At 71.0% G+C, this 18,023-nt stretch carries 21 protein-coding genes; 10 read left to right on the top strand and 11 right to left on the bottom strand.

Translation table 11 applies throughout. From position 1 onward, the window contains the following. Positions 1–68: 68 nt before the first annotated feature. The 4 genes from ABIC28_RS08435 to ABIC28_RS08420 are packed head-to-tail and all read right to left on the bottom strand — an operon-like array spanning position 69 to position 3,064. Positions 69–677, bottom strand: a complete 609-nt coding sequence (locus tag ABIC28_RS08435) for a TetR/AcrR family transcriptional regulator (RefSeq protein WP_097214398.1) — start codon at positions 675–677, stop codon at positions 69–71. Positions 678–681: 4 nt separating this feature from the next. Beyond that, on the bottom strand, positions 682–1,362 hold the full coding sequence (locus ABIC28_RS08430) for a histidine phosphatase family protein (RefSeq protein ID WP_209927936.1): 681 nt from the start codon (positions 1,360–1,362) through the stop codon (positions 682–684). Between the two features lie 4 nt (positions 1,363–1,366). Continuing rightward, entirely contained in the window at positions 1,367–2,284 is a 918-nt protein-coding gene (pheA, locus tag ABIC28_RS08425) for a prephenate dehydratase (RefSeq protein ID WP_097214362.1), read from the bottom strand. A 39-nt stretch (positions 2,285–2,323) separates the two neighbouring features. Continuing rightward, positions 2,324–3,064: a hypothetical protein gene (locus ABIC28_RS08420; RefSeq protein ID WP_269590459.1), complete on the bottom strand. Its 741-nt coding sequence runs from the start codon at positions 3,062–3,064 to the stop codon at positions 2,324–2,326. 124 nt (positions 3,065–3,188) lie between these two features. Between ABIC28_RS08420 and ABIC28_RS08415 the strand changes: the two genes are divergently transcribed. The 5 genes from ABIC28_RS08415 (at position 3,189) to ABIC28_RS08395 (ending at position 7,576) form a co-directional block, all read left to right on the top strand. Next, the gene (locus ABIC28_RS08415) at positions 3,189–3,959 is read left to right on the top strand and encodes a DUF2470 domain-containing protein (RefSeq protein ID WP_209927938.1); all 771 of its coding nucleotides are present in this window, start codon (positions 3,189–3,191) and stop codon (positions 3,957–3,959) included. A 22-nt stretch (positions 3,960–3,981) separates the two neighbouring features. Then, the gene (locus ABIC28_RS08410) at positions 3,982–4,791 is read left to right on the top strand and encodes a CPBP family intramembrane glutamic endopeptidase (RefSeq protein WP_209927939.1); all 810 of its coding nucleotides are present in this window, start codon (positions 3,982–3,984) and stop codon (positions 4,789–4,791) included. 286 nt (positions 4,792–5,077) lie between these two features. After that, on the top strand, positions 5,078–6,307 hold the full coding sequence (locus tag ABIC28_RS08405; protein WP_307861351.1) for an LCP family protein: 1,230 nt from the start codon (positions 5,078–5,080) through the stop codon (positions 6,305–6,307). A gap of 64 nt (positions 6,308–6,371) precedes the next feature. Then, entirely contained in the window at positions 6,372–6,929 is a 558-nt protein-coding gene (locus ABIC28_RS08400) for a ferritin (protein WP_306455759.1), read from the top strand. A 98-nt stretch (positions 6,930–7,027) separates the two neighbouring features. Next, a complete protein-coding gene (locus ABIC28_RS08395; RefSeq protein WP_097214366.1) occupies positions 7,028–7,576 on the top strand; it encodes a ferritin in 549 nt (182 codons plus the stop codon). Positions 7,577–7,646: 70 nt separating this feature from the next. Here ABIC28_RS08395 and pdxR read toward each other — a convergent pair whose 3' ends face one another. Further along, positions 7,647–9,047 carry a MocR-like pyridoxine biosynthesis transcription factor PdxR gene (gene pdxR, locus ABIC28_RS08390; protein WP_354578388.1) on the bottom strand — a complete coding sequence of 467 codons (1,401 nt, stop codon included), beginning with the start codon at positions 9,045–9,047 and terminating at the stop codon, positions 7,647–7,649. Between the two features lie 50 nt (positions 9,048–9,097). On the opposite strand from pdxR, the gene ABIC28_RS08385 reads away from it, so the two are divergent. Together ABIC28_RS08385 and ABIC28_RS08380 are read left to right on the top strand one after the other, a co-directional pair. After that, on the top strand, positions 9,098–9,556 hold the full coding sequence (locus ABIC28_RS08385; protein ID WP_269590454.1) for a carboxymuconolactone decarboxylase family protein: 459 nt from the start codon (positions 9,098–9,100) through the stop codon (positions 9,554–9,556). 27 nt (positions 9,557–9,583) lie between these two features. Next, positions 9,584–10,522 (top strand): NADP-dependent oxidoreductase, encoded by a 939-nt coding sequence (locus ABIC28_RS08380; protein ID WP_179800725.1) that lies wholly within the window; start codon positions 9,584–9,586, stop codon positions 10,520–10,522. A gap of 81 nt (positions 10,523–10,603) precedes the next feature. On the opposite strand, the gene ABIC28_RS08375 is transcribed toward ABIC28_RS08380, so the two are convergent. The 4 genes from ABIC28_RS08375 to ABIC28_RS08360 are packed head-to-tail and all read right to left on the bottom strand — an operon-like array spanning position 10,604 to position 13,679. Beyond that, the gene (locus ABIC28_RS08375) at positions 10,604–11,542 is read right to left on the bottom strand and encodes a DUF5926 family protein (protein WP_097214369.1); all 939 of its coding nucleotides are present in this window, start codon (positions 11,540–11,542) and stop codon (positions 10,604–10,606) included. 23 nt (positions 11,543–11,565) lie between these two features. Next, entirely contained in the window at positions 11,566–12,315 is a 750-nt protein-coding gene (locus tag ABIC28_RS08370; protein WP_354578385.1) for a glycerophosphodiester phosphodiesterase, read from the bottom strand. Then, positions 12,312–13,334, bottom strand: coding sequence for a DUF4328 domain-containing protein (locus ABIC28_RS08365; protein ID WP_354578383.1), 1,023 nt, complete (start codon positions 13,332–13,334; stop codon positions 12,312–12,314). The genes ABIC28_RS08370 and ABIC28_RS08365 overlap by 4 nt, the downstream gene beginning before the upstream one ends. Then, positions 13,335–13,679: a rhodanese-like domain-containing protein gene (locus tag ABIC28_RS08360; protein ID WP_179800726.1), complete on the bottom strand. Its 345-nt coding sequence runs from the start codon at positions 13,677–13,679 to the stop codon at positions 13,335–13,337. It lies immediately after the preceding gene. 123 nt (positions 13,680–13,802) lie between these two features. Between ABIC28_RS08360 and ABIC28_RS08355 the strand changes: the two genes are divergently transcribed. Beyond that, entirely contained in the window at positions 13,803–14,732 is a 930-nt protein-coding gene (locus tag ABIC28_RS08355; RefSeq protein WP_097214404.1) for an LLM class F420-dependent oxidoreductase, read from the top strand. Between the two features lie 10 nt (positions 14,733–14,742). On the opposite strand, the gene msrA is transcribed toward ABIC28_RS08355, so the two are convergent. Next, on the bottom strand, positions 14,743–15,453 hold the full coding sequence (gene msrA / locus ABIC28_RS08350) for a peptide-methionine (S)-S-oxide reductase MsrA (protein WP_354578381.1): 711 nt from the start codon (positions 15,451–15,453) through the stop codon (positions 14,743–14,745). A 125-nt stretch (positions 15,454–15,578) separates the two neighbouring features. Between msrA and ABIC28_RS08345 the strand changes: the two genes are divergently transcribed. Further along, entirely contained in the window at positions 15,579–16,049 is a 471-nt protein-coding gene (locus ABIC28_RS08345) for a hypothetical protein (protein WP_354578379.1), read from the top strand. Here ABIC28_RS08345 and ABIC28_RS08340 read toward each other — a convergent pair. Continuing rightward, a complete protein-coding gene (locus ABIC28_RS08340; protein WP_097214405.1) occupies positions 15,971–17,107 on the bottom strand; it encodes an acyltransferase family protein in 1,137 nt (378 codons plus the stop codon). The genes ABIC28_RS08345 and ABIC28_RS08340 overlap by 79 nt on opposite strands. A 266-nt stretch (positions 17,108–17,373) precedes the next feature. Here ABIC28_RS08340 and ABIC28_RS08335 point away from each other — a divergent pair, with 266 nt between their 5' ends. Continuing rightward, positions 17,374–17,997 (top strand): superoxide dismutase, encoded by a 624-nt coding sequence (locus ABIC28_RS08335; RefSeq protein ID WP_209927884.1) that lies wholly within the window; start codon positions 17,374–17,376, stop codon positions 17,995–17,997. Positions 17,998–18,023 lie beyond the last annotated feature (26 nt).

Raw genomic sequence — 18,023 nt, 5'->3', positions numbered from 1 at the left:
TCACGGCAGTGTGCCCGGTCACATTCAGCGCCGGGCACACAGACCATAAAGTTAGACCTACCGATCGGTCAAGCAATCTTCCAGCCGCGGACCCGCGCCGCGAGATCGTCGACGAGGAACGCGAATGCCCGGTCCACCCGCGGACGGTCACCGGTGGCGAGCAGGTCCATCGACAGGCCCCTGATCTGGGCAAGGATCAGGGTGGCCACCTGCGACACCTGCTCGTCCGGGCAGCCGGCCCCGCGTAGGCCGTGCTCGAGGGCGACCAGCCACTGGCCGACGAGTTGCTCGAGGAATCGCTCGTGCCCAGCCGGGTCGAGCAGGGCCTGCACGTAGATCTCTAGCATCACCCGGAATCGCGGCAGCGTCTCGGGCGCCGTCCGCGCTTCCCACCAGGCAGTGAGCAAGGCAATCGGATCGGCACCCGACTCGGCCAGCAACTCCGCGGGGATCGACTCCCCCCGCATCCCCTCGATCACCTCGGCGAGCAGGTTCTCCTTGCTGCCGAAGTGGTGCAGCAGCGACGCATGCGACACCCCGACCGCCTTGGCCAGCGGGCGCATCGACAACTCCCCGACCCCGTTGGCGATCACGTACTCGGTCACCGACGCGAGCAGCTCGTCCCGCCGGCCTGCGTACCGCAGGGTGCGCTTGTCCACGCGATCGGACTCGGGCACCGCGTCAGCCCATCGGGTCGTCGGGCCCGGCACTGGCGAAGGGCTCGAAGGGCGGCACCAGCAACCCCCACCGCACGCATCGCCAGCCACCGTCCGCGGTCGGCACCAGCTCCACGGTCTGGGTGTTGTCCAGGTGCGTGTTCGCGGAGAAGGCGCCGTTGATGCCCGCGAGATGCGCCGCGACCAGCCGGATCGCGGCGCCGTGACTGACAACCAGCACGTCGCCGGAACCCGGCTCGGCGTCGTCCGCCGGCTCCTCGAGGAACTCCTCGCGCAACGAACGCAGCACCGGCACGTAGCGCTCGAGGATGTCGTGCCCGGACTCACCGCCCGGTACCCGCACGCCGAGGTCGCCGGCGTGCCAGGAGTGATAGACCTTCATGAACAGCTCGTGCGACTCGCGGTCCGAGCGGTCCTCCAACTCCCCCGCCTGCGCCTCGTGGATGCCCTCGCGCACCTGAGTCGCGATGCCCGATTCCCGCTCGACGAACTGAGCGGTCTGCCTCGCCCGCAATGCAAGCGAGGCCACCAGGGCGCGCGGCGCCGTGCCTGCCACCGAGAGCCCGAAAGCCTGGGCCTGGCTCTCCCCGAAATCGGTGAGCCGGGCCCCCGGCAGCCGGGTGTCCAGCCGCCGTTCGACATTCGCCTCGGTCTGGCCGTGGCGCACCAGGATCAGCTTGCCCATGCCGTCACCTCCCGTCCGATTCGCCGGACCGTATCCGGCGCAACCACTCTGTCGCCTCCTCGTCCGACGGCGGCCGCACCCCACCGGGGGTGGCGGCGGGCCACGAACCGAGGAAGCGGACGTCGTGCTTGCGATGCAGGGCCTTGAGCGCCTCGGCCACCGCGGTGTCCTCGAGGTGCCCGATGCAGTCCAGGAAGAACCTGTAGGTACCGAACTCGATGCGGGTCGGACGGGATTCGATCCTGGTGAGATCGATTCCCCGAGTGGAGAACTCCGCCATCGCACTCACGAGGGAGCCGGGTTCGTTGTTGAGCTGCAGGACCACCGCGGTGCGGTCCGCGCCGGTGGCCGCGGGGACCTGAGCCGGGCGCGTCACCAGGACGAAACGCGTTCGCGCGCCGTCGAAGTCGGCCACCGAATCGGCGAGAACGCTGAGCCCGAGTCGTTCGCCTGCCAGCGCCGTGGACACCGCGGCATCGGCGATCCCCGCCGCGACATCCTCCGCTGCGCCCGCGTTGGAGGACGCGGACTCGATGACGGCATCCGGGAGCTTGCGCTCGATCCACATGCGCACCTGCGCGCCCGCGACCGGATATGCGCGGATGGTGCGCACCTGGTCGAGGGTGGTCCCGGCGCGCCCGAGGATCGTAAAACTCACGTCCAGTTCGGTTTCCGCGACGATCTGCAGCCGCTCGTCGGACGCCAGCGCGTCGAGGGTCGGCGGCACCGGCCCCTCGACCGAGCTCTCGATCGGGACGACAGCACCGTCGACGCGGCCCTCCCGGACCAGCGCGAGCGCGGCAGGCGGGCTGAGTGCGGACACTCGCTCCACCGGACCGTCGAAGGCCCCACCCGATTCCATCTGGGCGAGGGCCATCTCGGTAAACGTTCCGGACGGTCCGAAGTAGGCGATACGAGGCACACGACAAGGTTACTCACCTGCCGCGATACGAGCCGGAGTTCAGGGCGCAGCGGTGGCGGTGATCCCGTGTGCCGCGAGGTGACGCTCCGCCTCCTCGGCGTCGTCGACCTCGATGCTCAGCAGCACCGTGCGAAGCGCCTCGGCGGCGTCCTGGTTCAGCCCGGCAACCCGGGTCGGGTCGGGGGCGACGAACGCGGCCCGGACGTCGTCGCCGCGCAGGGCCGCGACCGTGGCCGCGAGGATCGCCAGCGCCTCCGCCCCGGAGGTCGCCCTGGCCACGAAGCCCGCGTGGGAGTGCGCGAGGACCGCCAGGAAGTCGGCCACCTCGTCGGGGCTCGCACCCGCGCGCAGCCCGGGGTGCGCCCCCGCATCGGCGATCCGGGTGGCGACCTCGGCCGCCCAGCCGGCCTCCGCGTCGTCGGCGGGGGCGACGAACACCGCCAGCGGCGCCGACAGCGGGTGCGGGTTCGACTCCCCGGGTTGCGTCAACTCGATGGCGTCGTCGAGCTGTTCCAGGCTGCAGTCGATGTCGAAGCGCGCGACCGCGGGCCCGTCCGACGCGAGGGTGTCGGGCGCGACGTCGAGCGACACGACGACCGAATCGTCCGAGCCCGAGCCCGAACCGAGCGCGCTCGCCGCCAGCACCGGGGGACCGAAGATCGCTCCGAGGCGCCTGCGCGACACCGCGGGCGCGTCCGGGCATCGCTGCGAGAGCAGGCCCGTGAAGGGCGGCTGCCGATCGTTCGGCGTCGGCGGATGAAGGGTGAGCAGGGTGGACACGGCCCCAACCGTAGTCGCCGCGGACGGAGATCTTGCGGGCCATCGGGTCCTGCCGTAACTTAGGCATGGCTAACCTACTGTGATCGGCATCTCCGTGACCCGGACCGAACGAAGCGAGCGCCACATGACTGCTGCCACCACCACCCAGGGTCCGTCGACCGCGGAGCGGGTCCGCAGCGCCTGCGCCCGAGCCCAGCAGGCGGTGCTGGCCATCGACGGCAGCGATCCCGTCGAGGTCTCCGTGCACCACCTGCGGACCTGCGGCGACGTCGTTCTCACCGTCCGCACCGACTCGGTGGCCACCGCACTGACCTGGCAGGCGGGGCGAGCCGGGCTGCCTGCGGTGCTCGAGCTCACCGACCTGACCCCGCTCTCCCTGCGGGAACCGGTGCGGTCGCTGGTCTGGCTGCGCGGCGCCCTGCACCCGGTGCCAGCCGAGGCCTCCCGCGCGCTGGCGGCCGCCGTCGCCGACGAGCGCCCGGACCCCGCATTGCTCGACGTCGGGCACACCACCACCCTGTTGCGCCTGATCCTGGACTCGGCGGTCGTGGCGGATTCGCACGGCGCGGAGCCGGTCCCGGTGGACGCGCTGCTCGCCGCCCGTCCCGACCCGTTCTGGGAGGTCGAGGGCCCCTGGCTCGAACATCTGGAGTCCGACCACGGCGAACTCGTCGACCAGCTCGCCGGCCGATTGCCGCGAGCGCTGCGGACCGGCCGCGTCCGCCCGCTCGGCATCGACCGCTACGGCATCCGGCTGCGGGTCGAGGGCGAGAAGGGCGACAGCGACGTGCGGATGGCCTTCGCCCAGCCGGTGGACGACGTGTCCGAGCTGAGCCGCGCCCTGCGCCTGCTCGTGGGCTGCCCGTTCGTGAACGGCCTGCGCGCCCAACGCTGACGCGCGGCATACCCTCACCGGTGTGACCCGGTTCGACGCCTGGCTCCGGCCTACCCCGCCCCCGCAGACCGAACCGCCGCTCGACGCCGCGGGCCGTCGCGCACTGTGGCTCGAGATCACCATCGTGCTGCTGGTCACCTTCGGGCTCAGCGGACTGTCCGGCATCCTCTCGCTCATCGAGGACGCGCTCGCGCCCGGCGGACTCGCCGACCAGACGGTCGCACTGAACGCCTCCCGATCCGAGCACGGCTGGATCGACCTCGGCCGCCAGCTGCTCGGCATCGTCAGGCTCTGCGCCTGGGCCGCGCTGGGCCTGTACCTGCTCTGGCGCAGCGGCCTCGGCCCCGCGAAGATCGGGCTCGGCCGGCCGCGAGCCCGCGCCGACCTGCTGCCGGGCGTCGGGCTGGCCGCGCTGATCGGACTGCCCGGACTCGCTCTCTACCTGATCGCCAATTCCATCGGCGCGAACCTGACCGTGCTGCCCAGCACCATCGAGGAGCACTGGTGGCGGCTGCCCGCACTGCTGCTGTGGGCGCTCGCGAACTCCGGCGCCGAGGAGGTGCTGGTCGTCGCGTACCTGATCTCGCGACTGCGCAGGCTCGGCTGGAGCGAGAACTCGTCGCTGCTGGCCTCCTCACTGCTGCGCGGCAGCTACCACCTCTATCAGGGCCTCGGCGGCGGCATCGGCAACATCGCGATGGGCCTCGTCCTCGGCCGATACTGGCAGCGGACCAACCGGCTATGGCCGCTGATCGTCGCGCACTGGCTGATCGACGCGGTCGCCTTCGTCGGGTACACCGCCCTGCGTGGCCACGTCTCCTGGCTGCCGTGACCAGTAGAGTCGAGCCGTGAACGGCGAGGATCCCCAGTACCGCGACCCCCGCGATCCGCGGGTGGGCCGCGGCGCGCCGCCGCGCGGACCGCAGCCCCAGCAGGGCCGTCCGGTCCCCCCACAGCAGGGCCGTCCGGTCCCGCCGCAACAGGGCCGTCCGATGCCCCCGCAGCAGGGTCGCCCGCTACCGCCGCAGCCGCGGCAGGGTCAGCCGATGCCCCCGCGGCGGGTGCCGCCGCCCCAGGGCCAGGGCAGGCCGATACCCCCCGGCCCCGAGGGCACCCAGGTGATCCGCCGCGACGGTCGCCGCGCCGAGCCGACGCAGGGCGCGCGTGCCTGGTCGCAGGCTCCCGAGCCGTCGCCGCAACACGGTGTCCGCCCGGGCGCGACCGAGCCGACCAGGGCCCACCGCCCCCAGGGTGGGTCGCCATACGCACCGCCCCAGAAACCGGAGCCGTACGCCGACCCGTACCGCAGGCAGGCCGACCGCGTCGGCCCTCCGGTCCAGCCGCCCCGCCGAACCGGTCCGGCGGCGCCTCCCCCGCAGCCACCCCGGCCTGCGAAGACCCGCCGGAAGGCGAACTGGGGCCGCCGAATCGGGCTCGTCCTTGCGGCACTGCTGGTCCTCGTCGGCGGCTCGGTCGTCTACCTGGATCGCGGGCTGAACCGGGTCGATGCGCTCGCCGACTACCCCGGCCGGATCGGGGACACCCCTGGAACCAACTGGCTGCTGGTCGGATCGGACAGCCGTGCCGGGATGACACCCGAGGAGGAGGCCGCGCTGGCGACCGGTGGCGACACCGGAAACGGCCGAACCGACACCATCATGGTGGTGCACATCCCCAAGAGCGGCGCCGCGACGATGGTGTCCATCCCCCGCGACTCCTACGTGAGCATCCCGGGCGAGGGCAAGAACAAGGTCAACGCGGCCTTCGCGATCGGCGGTCCCCAGATGCTGGTGCAGACCGTCGAGGAGGCAACGGGCCTGCGGATGGACCACTACGCGGAGATCGGGTTCGGCGGGTTCGCCGGCATCGTCGACGCGATCGGCGGCGTCAACCTGTGTGTGCCGTACCCGATCGACGATCCGCTCGCGGGCATCAACCTGCAGCCGGGCTGCCAGGACCTGAACGGGGCGCAGGCGCTCGGCTTCGTGCGCACCAGAGCCACCCCGATGGCGGACCTGGACCGGATGAACAACCAGCGGGCCTTCATGTCCGCGCTGCTCGCGCAGTCGACGAGCATCGGCACCCTGATCAACCCGTTCCGGCTGTGGCCGCTCGTCACCAAGACGGCCGACACCATCCAGGTCGACGAGGGCGACCACCTGTGGAACCTGGCGGGCCTGGGATGGGCGATGCGCAGCGACCTGGTCACCACCACCGTGCCGGTGGGCGGCTTCGAGGTCCTCGACGTCGGCGACGTTCTGTTGTGGGACCGCGAGCGCGCCTCGTCGTTCTTCGAGGCCCTCGCCGAGGATCGACCCATTCCCCCCGAGCTGTTGACGACGGGCTGACGGCCCGCGCCCGACGGCCACCCGGCACTGAGCGAGCTCACCAACTCCGGCGCCAGCGCCGGTAATCTTCACGACCATGACCAACTCCCGGCAGCGCAGCGAGTTCCACGACCTCCTCAGCGAACAGGTGCGCAACGAGTTCACCGCCTCGCAGCAGTACATCGCGGTCGCGGTGTTCTTCGACGGGTACGACCTCCCGCAGCTGGCGGCGCGCTTCTACGGGCAGGCCGACGAAGAACGCAACCACGCGATGATGATGATCCAGTACCTCATCGACAACGACCTGGAGGTCACGATCCCCGGGATCGACGCCGTGGTCACCGAATTCGACTCGGTGCGCGCGCCCGTCGAATTGGCGCTCGAGCAGGAGCGGCAGGTCACCGACCAGATCACCAAGCTCGCCCGCACCGCCCGCGACACCGGCGACTACCTCGGCGAGCAGTTCATGCAGTGGTTCCTCAAGGAGCAGGTCGAGGAGGTCGCCTCCATGACCACCCTCCTCACCATCGTCGATCGGGCTGGCGAGAACCTGTTCGCCATCGAGGATTTCGTCGCGCGGGAGATGAAGTCGCCGGTGGCGGCCGATTCAGGCGCTCCGAAACCGGCCGGCGGCGCCATTTAGGCTCGGCTCAATTAGGTTTCACTCAATTAGGGAATACTCCCCTCAATAAGGTTCGACTTGGATGACATGCAGCCTGACCAGCGATATTGTTTCGCCGCATGAGCGATTCCGCAGACACTCAACGGACCAAATTCCATGCGCTCCTGCACGATCAGATTCGCAACGAGTTCAACGCCTCGCATCAGTACATCGCGACGGCGGTCTTTTTCGACAACGCGGATCTCCCCCAGCTGGCCAAGCATTTCTATTCGCAGGCCGTCGAGGAACGCAACCACGCGATGATGATCGTCCAGTACTTCCTGGATCGGGACATGACCGTGGAACTGAGTGGCGTCGACGCGTCGAAGTCCTATTTCGAGAACACCCGCGAACCGATCGCGCTGGCCCTCAAGCAGGAGCAGGTGGTCACCGAGCAGATCATCCAGCTCGCGAGCACCGCCCGCGAGGAGGGCGATTACCTCGGCGAGCAGTTCATGCAGTGGTTCCTCAAGGAGCAGGTCGAGGAGGTCGCCTCCATGACCACCCTGCTCGCCATCGCCGATCGGGCAGGCGACAACCTCTTCCACCTCGAGGACTTCGTCGCCCGCGAGATGAACAGCGTGGGCGACACCTCGGGTGCGCCGCCGGCCGCGGGTGGGTCGATCTAGACCCGGTCGAGCCGGACGCGGCATCGCGGCCGAGGGTGTGTGCAGCACACACCCTCGGCCGCTTCGCGTTTCAGTGGATCCGGGCGGAGACGACCAGCGCCCGGCACAGCGCCTCCAGCGCCCCGGCGAAGGCGTGCTCGGCGGGGGCCCCGTACCCGACCACCAGTCCGTCCCGCGGGGCGTCGCGCGCATCCGGGTGCCGGAAGGTCGACAGTGCGCCCACCGCAAGGCCTTCCGCGGCAGCGGCCGACAGGGCCCGCGTCTCGGTGCCCGGCGGCAACTCCAGCACCGCGTGCAGACCCGCCGCGATGCCCGTGACCCGAACTGCAGGAGCCCGATCCGCGAGGGTGGCCACCAACTGGTCGCGGCGCCGGTGATAGCGGCCGCGCATCAGCCGGATCTGGCGGTCGTATCGACCGGAGTCGACGAAGTCCGCGAGCGTCAGCTGATCGGGCACGCTGACCCACCGCTCCCAGATTCCCTTGACCTCCAGCACGGGGTCGACGAGGCGGTCGGGCAGCGCCATCCAGCCGAGGCGCAGCGCGGGCGAGAGACTCTTGCTCACCGAGCCCAGGTACACCACCCGCTCGGGATCCAAGTCCTGCATCGCCCCGACCGGCTGTCGGTCGTATCGGAACTCGCCGTCGTAGTCGTCCTCGAGGATCAGCCCTCCCGACCGGCTCGCCCAATCAACCGCCGCCGCACGGCGTTCCGGATGTAGCGGACCACCGATCGGAAACTGGTGGGCGGGCGTGAGCAGCGCGGCGACCGCCCCCGACCGCACGAGCTCGTCGACCCGCGCGCCGTCCGAGTCGACGGACAGCGGCACCGTGCGCACCCCCGCCGAGCCGAGCAGCTCCCGGTGCACGTGCAGGCCATGGCCCTCGACCGCGACGGCCCCACCCAGCAGTGGGGCGAGCAGGGTCAGAGCGTGCGCGGTGCCCGCGCAGACGACAATGCGGTCCGGGTCCGCGCGCACGCCGCGGGCGCGGGCCAGGTAGTCCGCCAGGGCGTTTCGCAGCTCCGGCCGTCCCCTCGGATCGCCAGGGCCGAACGCGTCGCTCGGCGCCGCCGTCAGGGCGCGCCGCGTCGAGGCCAGCCACGTGGTCCTCGGAAACGAGGCCGCGTCCGGGGAACCCGGCATCAGGTTGTGCTCGGGCCGGACAGACGGGGCCGGCCGCGGCGTCCGAAGGTCGGCCGCGGGCGCGGCCCTCGGGGCCACCCGGGTACCCGAGCCCCGGCGGGCGGTCAGCCAGCCCTCCGCGACCAGCTCGGCGTACGCGTCCGCGACGGTGTTCCGCGCGATGCCGAGATCCGCGGCCAGCGTGCGCGAGGGCGGTAGCAGTGCACCCGGCGCCAACCGCCCGGAGCGGATGTCCTCCCGGAGGGTGGCCATCAGCGACGAGCGCAGACCTCCGCGACCGCGGAGGTCGAGGTGTAGATCCAATCCAGAATTGGCCCATGATTCCACCTCCGAATTGAACCACTCATTCGGTCCATTACCCGCCTAGAGTCATTCCCATGACGACAACCGAGACAGCACAGCGGGTCAACATCTTCAAGCAGTCCCCCGAGGTCTACCAGGCGATGATCGCCCTCGACGCCGCCGCCAAGAAGGGCCTCGACCCGGTCCTCGTCGAGCTCGTGCTCACCCGTGCCTCACAGATCAACCACTGCGCCTGGTGCCTGGACATGCACACCCAGGACGCCCGCAAGGTCGGCATCAGCGAGCAGAAGCTCTACCTGCTCAATGCCTGGGAGGAGGTGCCGGGCCTGTACACCGAGCGCGAGCGCGCCGCCCTTGCCCTCACCGAGGCGGTCACCGTGCTGACCGACGGCTTCGTTCCGGACGAGGTGTACGCGCGGGCCGCCGAGCAGTTCGAGGAGCGGGAGCTGTCCCAGCTGATCGCCGTCATCTTCACCATCAACGCGTGGAACCGGATCGCGGTCAGCACCCGCCGCGTCCCACCGATCCGCTGAGCGCGCGCCCCTGAGAGGAATCGAGAAGTGAAAGCTGTTCGGATCCAGGAGAACCGCGGAGCGGACAACCCGAATGCCCTGGTGCTCGAGGAGGCGCCGTACCCGCAGGCCGCCACCGGCGACGTGATCGTCCGGGTGCGCGCCGCCTCCTTCGTCCCGGACGAACTCGACTGGCCGGGGACCTGGACGGACCGGGCAGGCGGTGACCGGACCCCGAGCATCCCGGCCCACGAGGTCGCCGGTGTCGTCAGCGAGATCCCCTACGGCACCACCGGTTTCGAGGTCGGCGACCGGGTGTTCGGTCTGACCGACTGGCATCGCGACGGCGCCGCCGCCGAGTTCGTGGCCGTGGAGGCCCGCAACCTGGCCGCGATTCCGGAGTCGATCGGGTTCCGGGAGGCCGCCGCCCTCCCCCTGGCGGGCCTCACCGCCTGGCAGGGACTCTTCAGGCACGGCGGACTGACCTACGGCGACGCGTCCGGGCGGACGGTCGTGGTACACGGGGGCGCGGGCGGCACCGGCTCGCTGGTGGTCCAGCTCGCTCATGCCTCGGGGGCTCGGGTCATCGCGACCGGCCGGGCGGCGGGCGAGGAGGCGGCCCGCGGTCACGGTGCGGACGACTACGTGACGCTCGACTCCGGTGGCCTCGACGAGACCCGGTTCGGTCCGGTGGATCTGGTGTTCGACACGATCGGCGGGGAGGTCCTGGCTCGCTCGGCCGCGCTCGTGCGGCCCGGCGGCACCCTGGTGTCGATCACGGCGCCGCCCCCGGTCACGCCGGTCGACGGTCGTGCGGTCTTCTTCATCGTCGAGCCCGACAGGCAGGAGCTCCGGGAACTCGCGCGGCTGGCGGAGCGGGGCGTACTACGCCCCCACGTCGGCGCCGCCTATCCGCTCGCCGAGGCACGGACCGCATTTCTCGCCAAGCGACGGGGCATCCCCGGCAAGGTCGTCCTCGACGTCTGACCAATGCGGCTGCGCCGCCCGTGCGTGCTCATGGAGTCCAGGGACTCGGTAAGCGCGCACGGGCGGCGCAGCCGCGTCTGATCAGCGGAGGGTGACCTGGCGGGCGCGCAGACCGTCGCGCGAGCGCAGCTCGTCGGAGGTGAGGGGCGCGTCGACGGCCAGCGCGTCGGCCAGCCGCACTCCGAGCTCGGCCGTCGCGGGCGCCCACTCCTGGGCGTGCCGCTCGGGGTCGAGATCGAACACCGGCACCAGCAGCCCGTGGGTCCGGAACGAACCGGCGTACCGCGATCCCTCGCCGAGGTGCAGTCCACCGGCCGCATGCACGCGGGCCAGGGCCAGCATCAGCTGGTCCTCGTCCTCGGGCCGCACCCAGCGCAGGTGCGCCTTCTCCCCCGCGTCGACCCACCACGCGGCGACGATGCCCTCGCCGTCGAGGCGAGCGGACGGCATGATCACCGAGTTGGCCTGCTCGACGGTGGCGGCGACCTCCGGGGCGGGCGTGACGCCCTCCGGGATCCACCAGTTGAAGTCCTGGTACACGCTGATCTCGAGCAGCGTGCCCGCCTCGATCACGTCACCGAGGCGCGGTCCGCCCGGCTGGGCGTCGGTCGCGGCGAGGGACTGCCCCGGCTCCGCGCCTGCGGCCCAGTTGACGGCGGCGGCCAGATCGGCCGAGAGATCGGCGGACTGGCCGGGCACCTGCAGGCCGACGAAGCCTGTTGCGGCGGCGGCGGTGCCGCCAGATGTCGCGGTGGTTTCGTCGCGGACGAGGCCCGCCACCGCGCCGGGCAGCACCGTCGCTGCCACGACCGTGCGCTCGCCGCCGGTCAGCGGCAGCGTCGCCGTCGCGGACGGGACGAACTCGCGCATCGCGACGAGATCGCACTCGGCTGCCAGCCCCTCGAACGGGCGCGGCACCGCGGCGGCCGCGGCGCTCTCCTGGGCGGCGCGGCGCTCGGCGAGCTTCGCCGCGCGGTTGCTGCCGGGCTTCGGACCACTGTTTCTTTTGCTCTTACCCACGTCGGGAAACCTACACGTCGCGGCTACTGAGCGAGCCACTCCTTGGTCCGGCCCGGATGGTTGGTGGCGATCCAGCCGACACCGAGCTCCCGGCACAGCTGCACGTCCTCGAAGTCGTCGACCGTCCAGCAGTACGTGGCCCTGCCCGCCGCGGCCGCCCGGTTCACGATCTCGGGGTGCTCGCGCAGCGACTTGATGGACGGGCCGACCGCGGTGGCGCCAACGGTGGTCGCCGCGCCGCCGCCCAGGTATCGCGACGACTCCCCGAGCAGCACCGTGGGCAGCAGCGGCGCCGACCGACGGATCCGCCAGACCGCGGCCGCCGAGAACGACATGATGACGGCGCGGGAGTGGTCCGCGGACGCGGGTGCGGACAGCCCGAACCGGGACAGCTCCGCGAGCACCTTGCTCTCCACCAGCCCGCCGAAGCGGACCGGGTGCTTGGTCTCGATGAAGAGCTTGGTCGGGCGGCTGGTGTGATCGAGCACCAGCGTGATCAGCTGGGCGAGGGTGAGCACCGGCTCCCCGTTTGCACCGAACTCGAGCTCGTTGAGGTGCTTGAGCGTCATCTCGCTGACCAGCCCGGTGCCCGTGGACGTGCGGTCGACGCGCCGGTCGTGAACGCACACCAGGTGCCCGTCGCGGGTCAGCCGAACGTCGCATTCCAGCCCGTCGGCGCCCTGGTCGAGGGCCAGCTCGTACGCGGCGAGGGTGTGTTCGGGCAGGGCGGCGGATGCGCCGCGGTGCGCGACGACGCGGGGCTCGGGGGTCACGGCGCCCCCGCTTCCACGCGCTCCGGGGTCCGGGCGGGCCCGGCAGTCCCGGCCGGCTCGGCAGTCCCGGCGGGCTCGGCAGTCCCGGCGGACGTGGCCGACTCGGGTACCGCGACCAGCCAGCGGGTCAGCTCGCGCTGCTTCCCCGTCGGGCTCAGACCCTCGACGCGGTGGATGACCAACAGCGTCAGCACCGCGACCGCGACCGCCACCAGATCGGTGACCGCCGCGAGCAGCACCCCGTCGGCCTGCGCCTGCAGCGAGTCGAGCGTGCGCCACCACAGATTCACCACGAACAGCACGCCGCCACACGCCCAGGTGACCCACCACACCCGGAACAGCGTGCGTGTCTGCGGGTCCGGCTCGTCCAGCTCGGTCAGGAAAACCCCCGGCATCGCCAGGTTCACCACCGGGACCAGGCAGCCGAGGGCGAGCGTCGACGGGCGGCGCGGGTCGACGTGTCCGCTGCGGGCGAAGGCGCGGCGCCGGGCCCCAACCAGCCAGGCGACAGTGGCCACGGCGGCGCACACGGCGACGATCGGGGCGAGCAGACCCGCCGCGGAGACCAGCCCGTCGGACACCGCGAGCAGCCCCGGCCCGATCAGGGTGCTCCGGTTGCGCAGCAGCAGCCCGTAGCGGAACAGTTCGGCGAGTGCGGCCAGCGCGAACAGCGCCGCCGCCGCGCTGAGCAGCGCGGGAGCCAGCTCGGCGAGCTGCTCACGACGCCCGGCCACCGGTTCCCGGTCGGGAGCGGGGGGCACGTCGCGCAGGCCCCATCGGGGGATCTCGCGGTAGGACGGCGGGCCCGGTTGGGCCGAGGTCCGGGCCGGGCGGACCCGGCTCGTGGCCGCCCCTGGCCGTCGGGCGACCCATCGGAAGTTGCGCAGGTTCGGCGGTTCCGGGCGCGCCGGATCCGTCGGCGAGAGCAGCACGCCGTGGCACCGCGGGCACCACTGCGCCGGGCCCCCGACAACCGGCCATCGGGCGGCGCAGCGCGCACAGACCTGAACGGTGCTCATCTAGTAGATCTTTGCCGACCGCCCGCCGTCGGCGGTCAACGGCCGGCCACATTTCTGCCAGGCCACCATCCCGTCGACGACGTTCACCGCATCGAACCCGACCTGGTTGAGGTATTCGACCACCCGCATCGACCGGCCGCCGGACCGGCACACCACGTACACCTCGGCGTCCATGTCGATCTCGGCCATCCGCGCGGGCACGTCGACCATCGGGATGTGCAGGGCACCGGGCGCATGCCCGTCCGCCCACTCCTCGTCCTCGCGCACGTCCAGCAGGATCACCGAGTCGGACAGCTCGGCCGGTACCTCCGCCGCGGGCACCGAGGGCACATCACCAAAGCTCACGCCATCGATACTGTCACGTTCGGCGGCGACTCGTCGGTGGAGGCGGGAACGATTCCCCCGGCGCGCGGGGCGGCCGCGTTGTGGGGCATGCGCGCCCGCGCCGGATACGGCAGGCTGGCACGCATGGAGCTGAGAATCTTCACCGAACCGCAGCAGGGCGCCACCTACGGGCAGTTGCTGCGCGTCGCGCAGGCCGCCGAGGACCTCGGCTACGGCGCCTTCTTCCGATCCGACCACTACCTGGCGATGAACTCCGACGGGTTGCCCGGCCCCACCGACGCCTGGATCACCCTTGCAGGCCTCGCCCGCGAGACGTCCACGATCCGGCTCGGCACGCTGGTCACCTCCGCGACGTTCCGCTACCCGGGGCCGCTGGCGATCAGCGTGGCCCAGGTGGACGCGATGAGCGAGGGCCGGGTGGAGTTCGGCATCGGCGCAGGCTGGTACGAGGAGGAACACCTCGCCTACGGCATCCCCTTCCCGTCGCTGAAGGAGCGTTTCGACCGGCTCGAGGAATCGCTGGCGGTGATCACCGGCATGTGGGAGACCCCGGTCGGTGAGTCCTTCTCGTTCGACGGCGCGCACCACCGCATCGAGGATTCGCCCGCGCTGCCGAAGCCGTTCCACCACGCTGGGCCCCCGATCATCATGGGCGGCATGGGCAAGCGCCGTACCCCCGAACTGACGGCCCGCTACGCCGACGAGTTCAACCTGCCGTTCGTCTCCCTCGAGGGCACCGCCACCCAGTTCGAACGGGTGCGCCAGGCCTGCCGCACGATCGACCGCGACCCCGCCGAGCTCGCCTACTCCAATGCGCTGGTGCTCTGCTGCGGCCGCACCGAGAGCGAGCTCGCCGCCCGCGCCGCGCGCATCGGTCGGGAGGTCGCCGAACTGCGGGAGAACGGAGCGGCCGGTTCACCCGCCGAACTCGTCGACAAGATCGGCCGGTACGGCGAGCTCGGGGCGAGCCGCATCTATCTGCAGACCCTCGACCTCGATGACCTCGACCACCTGGAGTTGGTCGCGAAGGAGGTCATGCCGCAGCTCGGCTGAGGGCGACGCGTCAGCTCGGCGGCAGGATGTCCTTCTGCGCGGGCACCTCGTCCTGCTTCAGCAGGCCGACCGGGCAGCTGACGCCGGTGGCATGCACCGGGCAGTAACCGCCGGGGTTCTTGGCGAGGTACTGCTGGTGATAGTCCTCGGCGTAGTAGAACTCGCGGAGCGGGGCGATCTCGGTGGTGATCGCCCCGTACCCGGCGTCGGCCAACCGGACCGCGAACGTCTCCGCGGTGGCGTGCGCGATCGACTGCTGCGCGTCGTCGGTGGTGTAGATCGCCGAGCGGTACTGGGAGCCGTGGTCGTTGCCCTGCCGCAGGCCCTGCGTGGGGTCGTGGTTCTCCCAGAACTGCTGCAGCACGCTCGCGTAGCCGATGACCGCCGGATCGAAGACCACGAGCACCACCTCGGTGTGCCCGGTCCGGCCCGAGCAGACCTCCTCGTACGTGGGGTTGAGGGTGAACCCGCCCGCGTATCCGGCCGCGGTGCTGTACACACCGTCGAGCTGCCAGAACTCCTTCTCGGCGCCCCAGAAGCAGCCCATGCCGACGACCGCGGTCTGCATTCCCTCCGGGAACGGCGGGGTCAGCGGGTGTCCGTTGACGTAGTGGGCGTCGGGAACCCGCAGCGGCTGGGTCCGGCCGGGCAGCGCCTCGTCGGCGCTCACGATCGCTGTTTTCGCCGCCGTGCGGCCGAGGATGTCGTCGTACCAGGACATGATCCGATGCTACGCGCGGCCGCAGCCGCGGCGGGTCCATCGTCGTTGCGCGGGCTCGGAGGCCGCGCGCCTCGGTAAGCTCGCCGGTGCAGTTGGGGGGCCGACCGTCGTCGCAGGAGGCGTAGATGTCACCTCAGGAACCCGAGGGCGATGCGCAGGGATCGCCGTTCCCGCCGCCGTTCAAGTGGGGCGCCGCGCGGCCTGCTCCGAAACCCGCGCGGCAGCGACCCGAGGGTCCTCGCCCCGAGCCGCCGGTTGTCGTCGCGGAGCCGACCGTGGCCCCGATTCCTGCCGAGCCCGCGACGCCACCGACCGTGGCTGCCCCGAGGCTCGCCGCACCCGAGGCCGCTCCCCAGACGCCTGCCGAGCCCGTGATCCCGGCACCGACCGCGCCCGCGATCTCAAGCCAGTCCGCGACCCCGTCGGCCGACACCGAGTTCGGCGCGCCACCGGTCAGCCCGCCGTGGCTCGCGCCGGAACCCGCCGCCGGGCACGACCAACAGTCCGCGCCCGGCTCTCAGTCGGTCGCGCTCGCGGTGCTGATCGGTGTGCTGGTCCTCGTGGTCGCCGGCGCCGTCGCGTTCGTCGTGCTCTGATCGGACCGCCCGAAGCGGTGTGACTGCGCGCCGATCCATCGGCTCGAGGGCACCTCCACGAACCGGTACAGCAGCTCCGCCGCCCCGGCCGTCACCAGCAGGAAGGCGAGCACCGCTCCCGTCCGGCCCAGGTGGCCGACGGTGTTCTCGTACACCCGGTACAGGATCAGCGTGTGCAGCAGGTAGATCGCGTAGCTGCGGGTCGCGGTCCAGCGCACGACACTGAGCCGACCGAGGTAGCCGTCGTACCGCACCAGGGCCAGCACCGCGCAGGTGACCACGACCATCGTCCACAGGTAGCGGTCCCCCGCCCAGTAGACGTGACTGTCGGTGGCCAGGCGCACCACCTCGGCCTGCGCCATGGTCGCCACGATGATCCAGCGCCAGTTCGCCAGCCGCGCCCAGCCCAGGTAGATGATCTGGCCCATGAACACCGCTGGCAGGGTCGCGGCGACCTTGGACAGCATCGGCACTGCGTACGGCTGCGGCACGTACAGGTTGTAGAGCAGGACCGCGCTGCACAGGGCCGCCCCCGCGAGGGGTACCGCGATCGGGATCGTCCTCAGCAGCGGCCGGGCGGCGACGCAGTACAGGTAGAAGAGCACCTGCACGACCAGGGTCCAGGTCACCCCGAGCACCGCGACCTCCGGCGTGAGGAAGAACCCGCCGAGCACGAAGCTGAGCGCCGCCTCGGAGTTCGAGATCCCGTCCTGGCCGCTGAACATCCCATTGATGCCAAGGCGCACCAGGACGATCGCGATCAGGAGCGCCACCCACAGCGCGGGAAGCAGCCGGCCGACCCGGTTGAAGAGGAACCGCCCAGGGGTGTGCCGGGTGGCCGACGCGGTGAGCATCAGCCCCGTGAGCATCATGAAGATCGCAACGCCGAGGAAGGAAAGGTGCTGGTTGAGTCCGCCACCGGCCACTAGCACCGTGTAGACGCCGTCGATCAGCCACCAGCCGGAGCCGAGGTCGTCGATCAGGTAGTACGAGATGTGCGAATAGATGACGGCGAGCACCGCGATCGCGCGAAGGAGATTGGCTCCGCCGAACTCGATCCGAGGCGGCGATGACGCGCGCACGGAAACGTGTTGCAGTCGGAGCACCACCCAATATTAAGGTTTTGTTCACCGACCGGACGAACCGGTGCCGGAAATCGGGGCGTCCGGCGACCACCCCTGGACGCGTCACTCGCATCCGCGCCCGCTTGGTCGCAAATCTTGCGGACGGTGTACGAATGAGATTGGGTTATGCCCGAGAAGGATCGACCCAAAATCGAACTTGGTACACGCCGGGCGTGCGCGCCCGTAAGGAAGGGACCCTCGTGTCTGTCTACTCGCTGCCTGAACTGCCCTACGACTACGCCGCCCTCGAGCCGCACATCTCCGGCAAGATCATGGAGCTGCACCACGACAAGCACCACGCCGCCTACGTCGCAGGCGCCAACACCGCCCTCGACAAGCTCGCCGAACTCCGCGCCGCCGACGCCGTCGCCCCCGTCGTCAACCTGCACGAGAAGAACCTCGCCTTCCACCTCGGCGGCCACACTAACCACACCGTCTTCTGGAACAACCTCAGCCCCGACGGCGGCGACAAGCCCGAAGGCGAACTCGCCGCAGCCATCGACGACCAGTTCGGCGGCTTCGACGCCTTCCGCACCCACTTCAACGCCAACGCCAACGCCATCCAGGGCTCCGGCTGGTCCATCCTCGCCTGGGACTCCATCGGCCAGCGACTGATCATCGTCCAGCTCTACGACCAGCAGGGCAACATCTCCATCGGCCTCACCCCCCTCCTCATGCTCGACATGTGGGAGCACGCCTTCTACCTCGACTACCAGAACGTCAAGGGCGACTACGTCAACGCCTTCTGGAACATCGTCAACTGGAACGACGTCTCCGCCCGCTTCGACCGCGCCCGCACCCAGACCGCAGGCCTCATCGTCTAAGCAGCTCCGCCGCACGACCCACTCCG

The organism is Rhodococcus sp. PvR044 (genome assembly GCF_040548995.1).
Classification (GTDB): domain Bacteria; phylum Actinomycetota; class Actinomycetes; order Mycobacteriales; family Mycobacteriaceae; genus Rhodococcus_G; species Rhodococcus_G oryzae.
The sequence above is the reverse complement of the archived record's forward strand: the minus strand, read 5'-3'. Positions and strand labels throughout refer to the sequence as shown.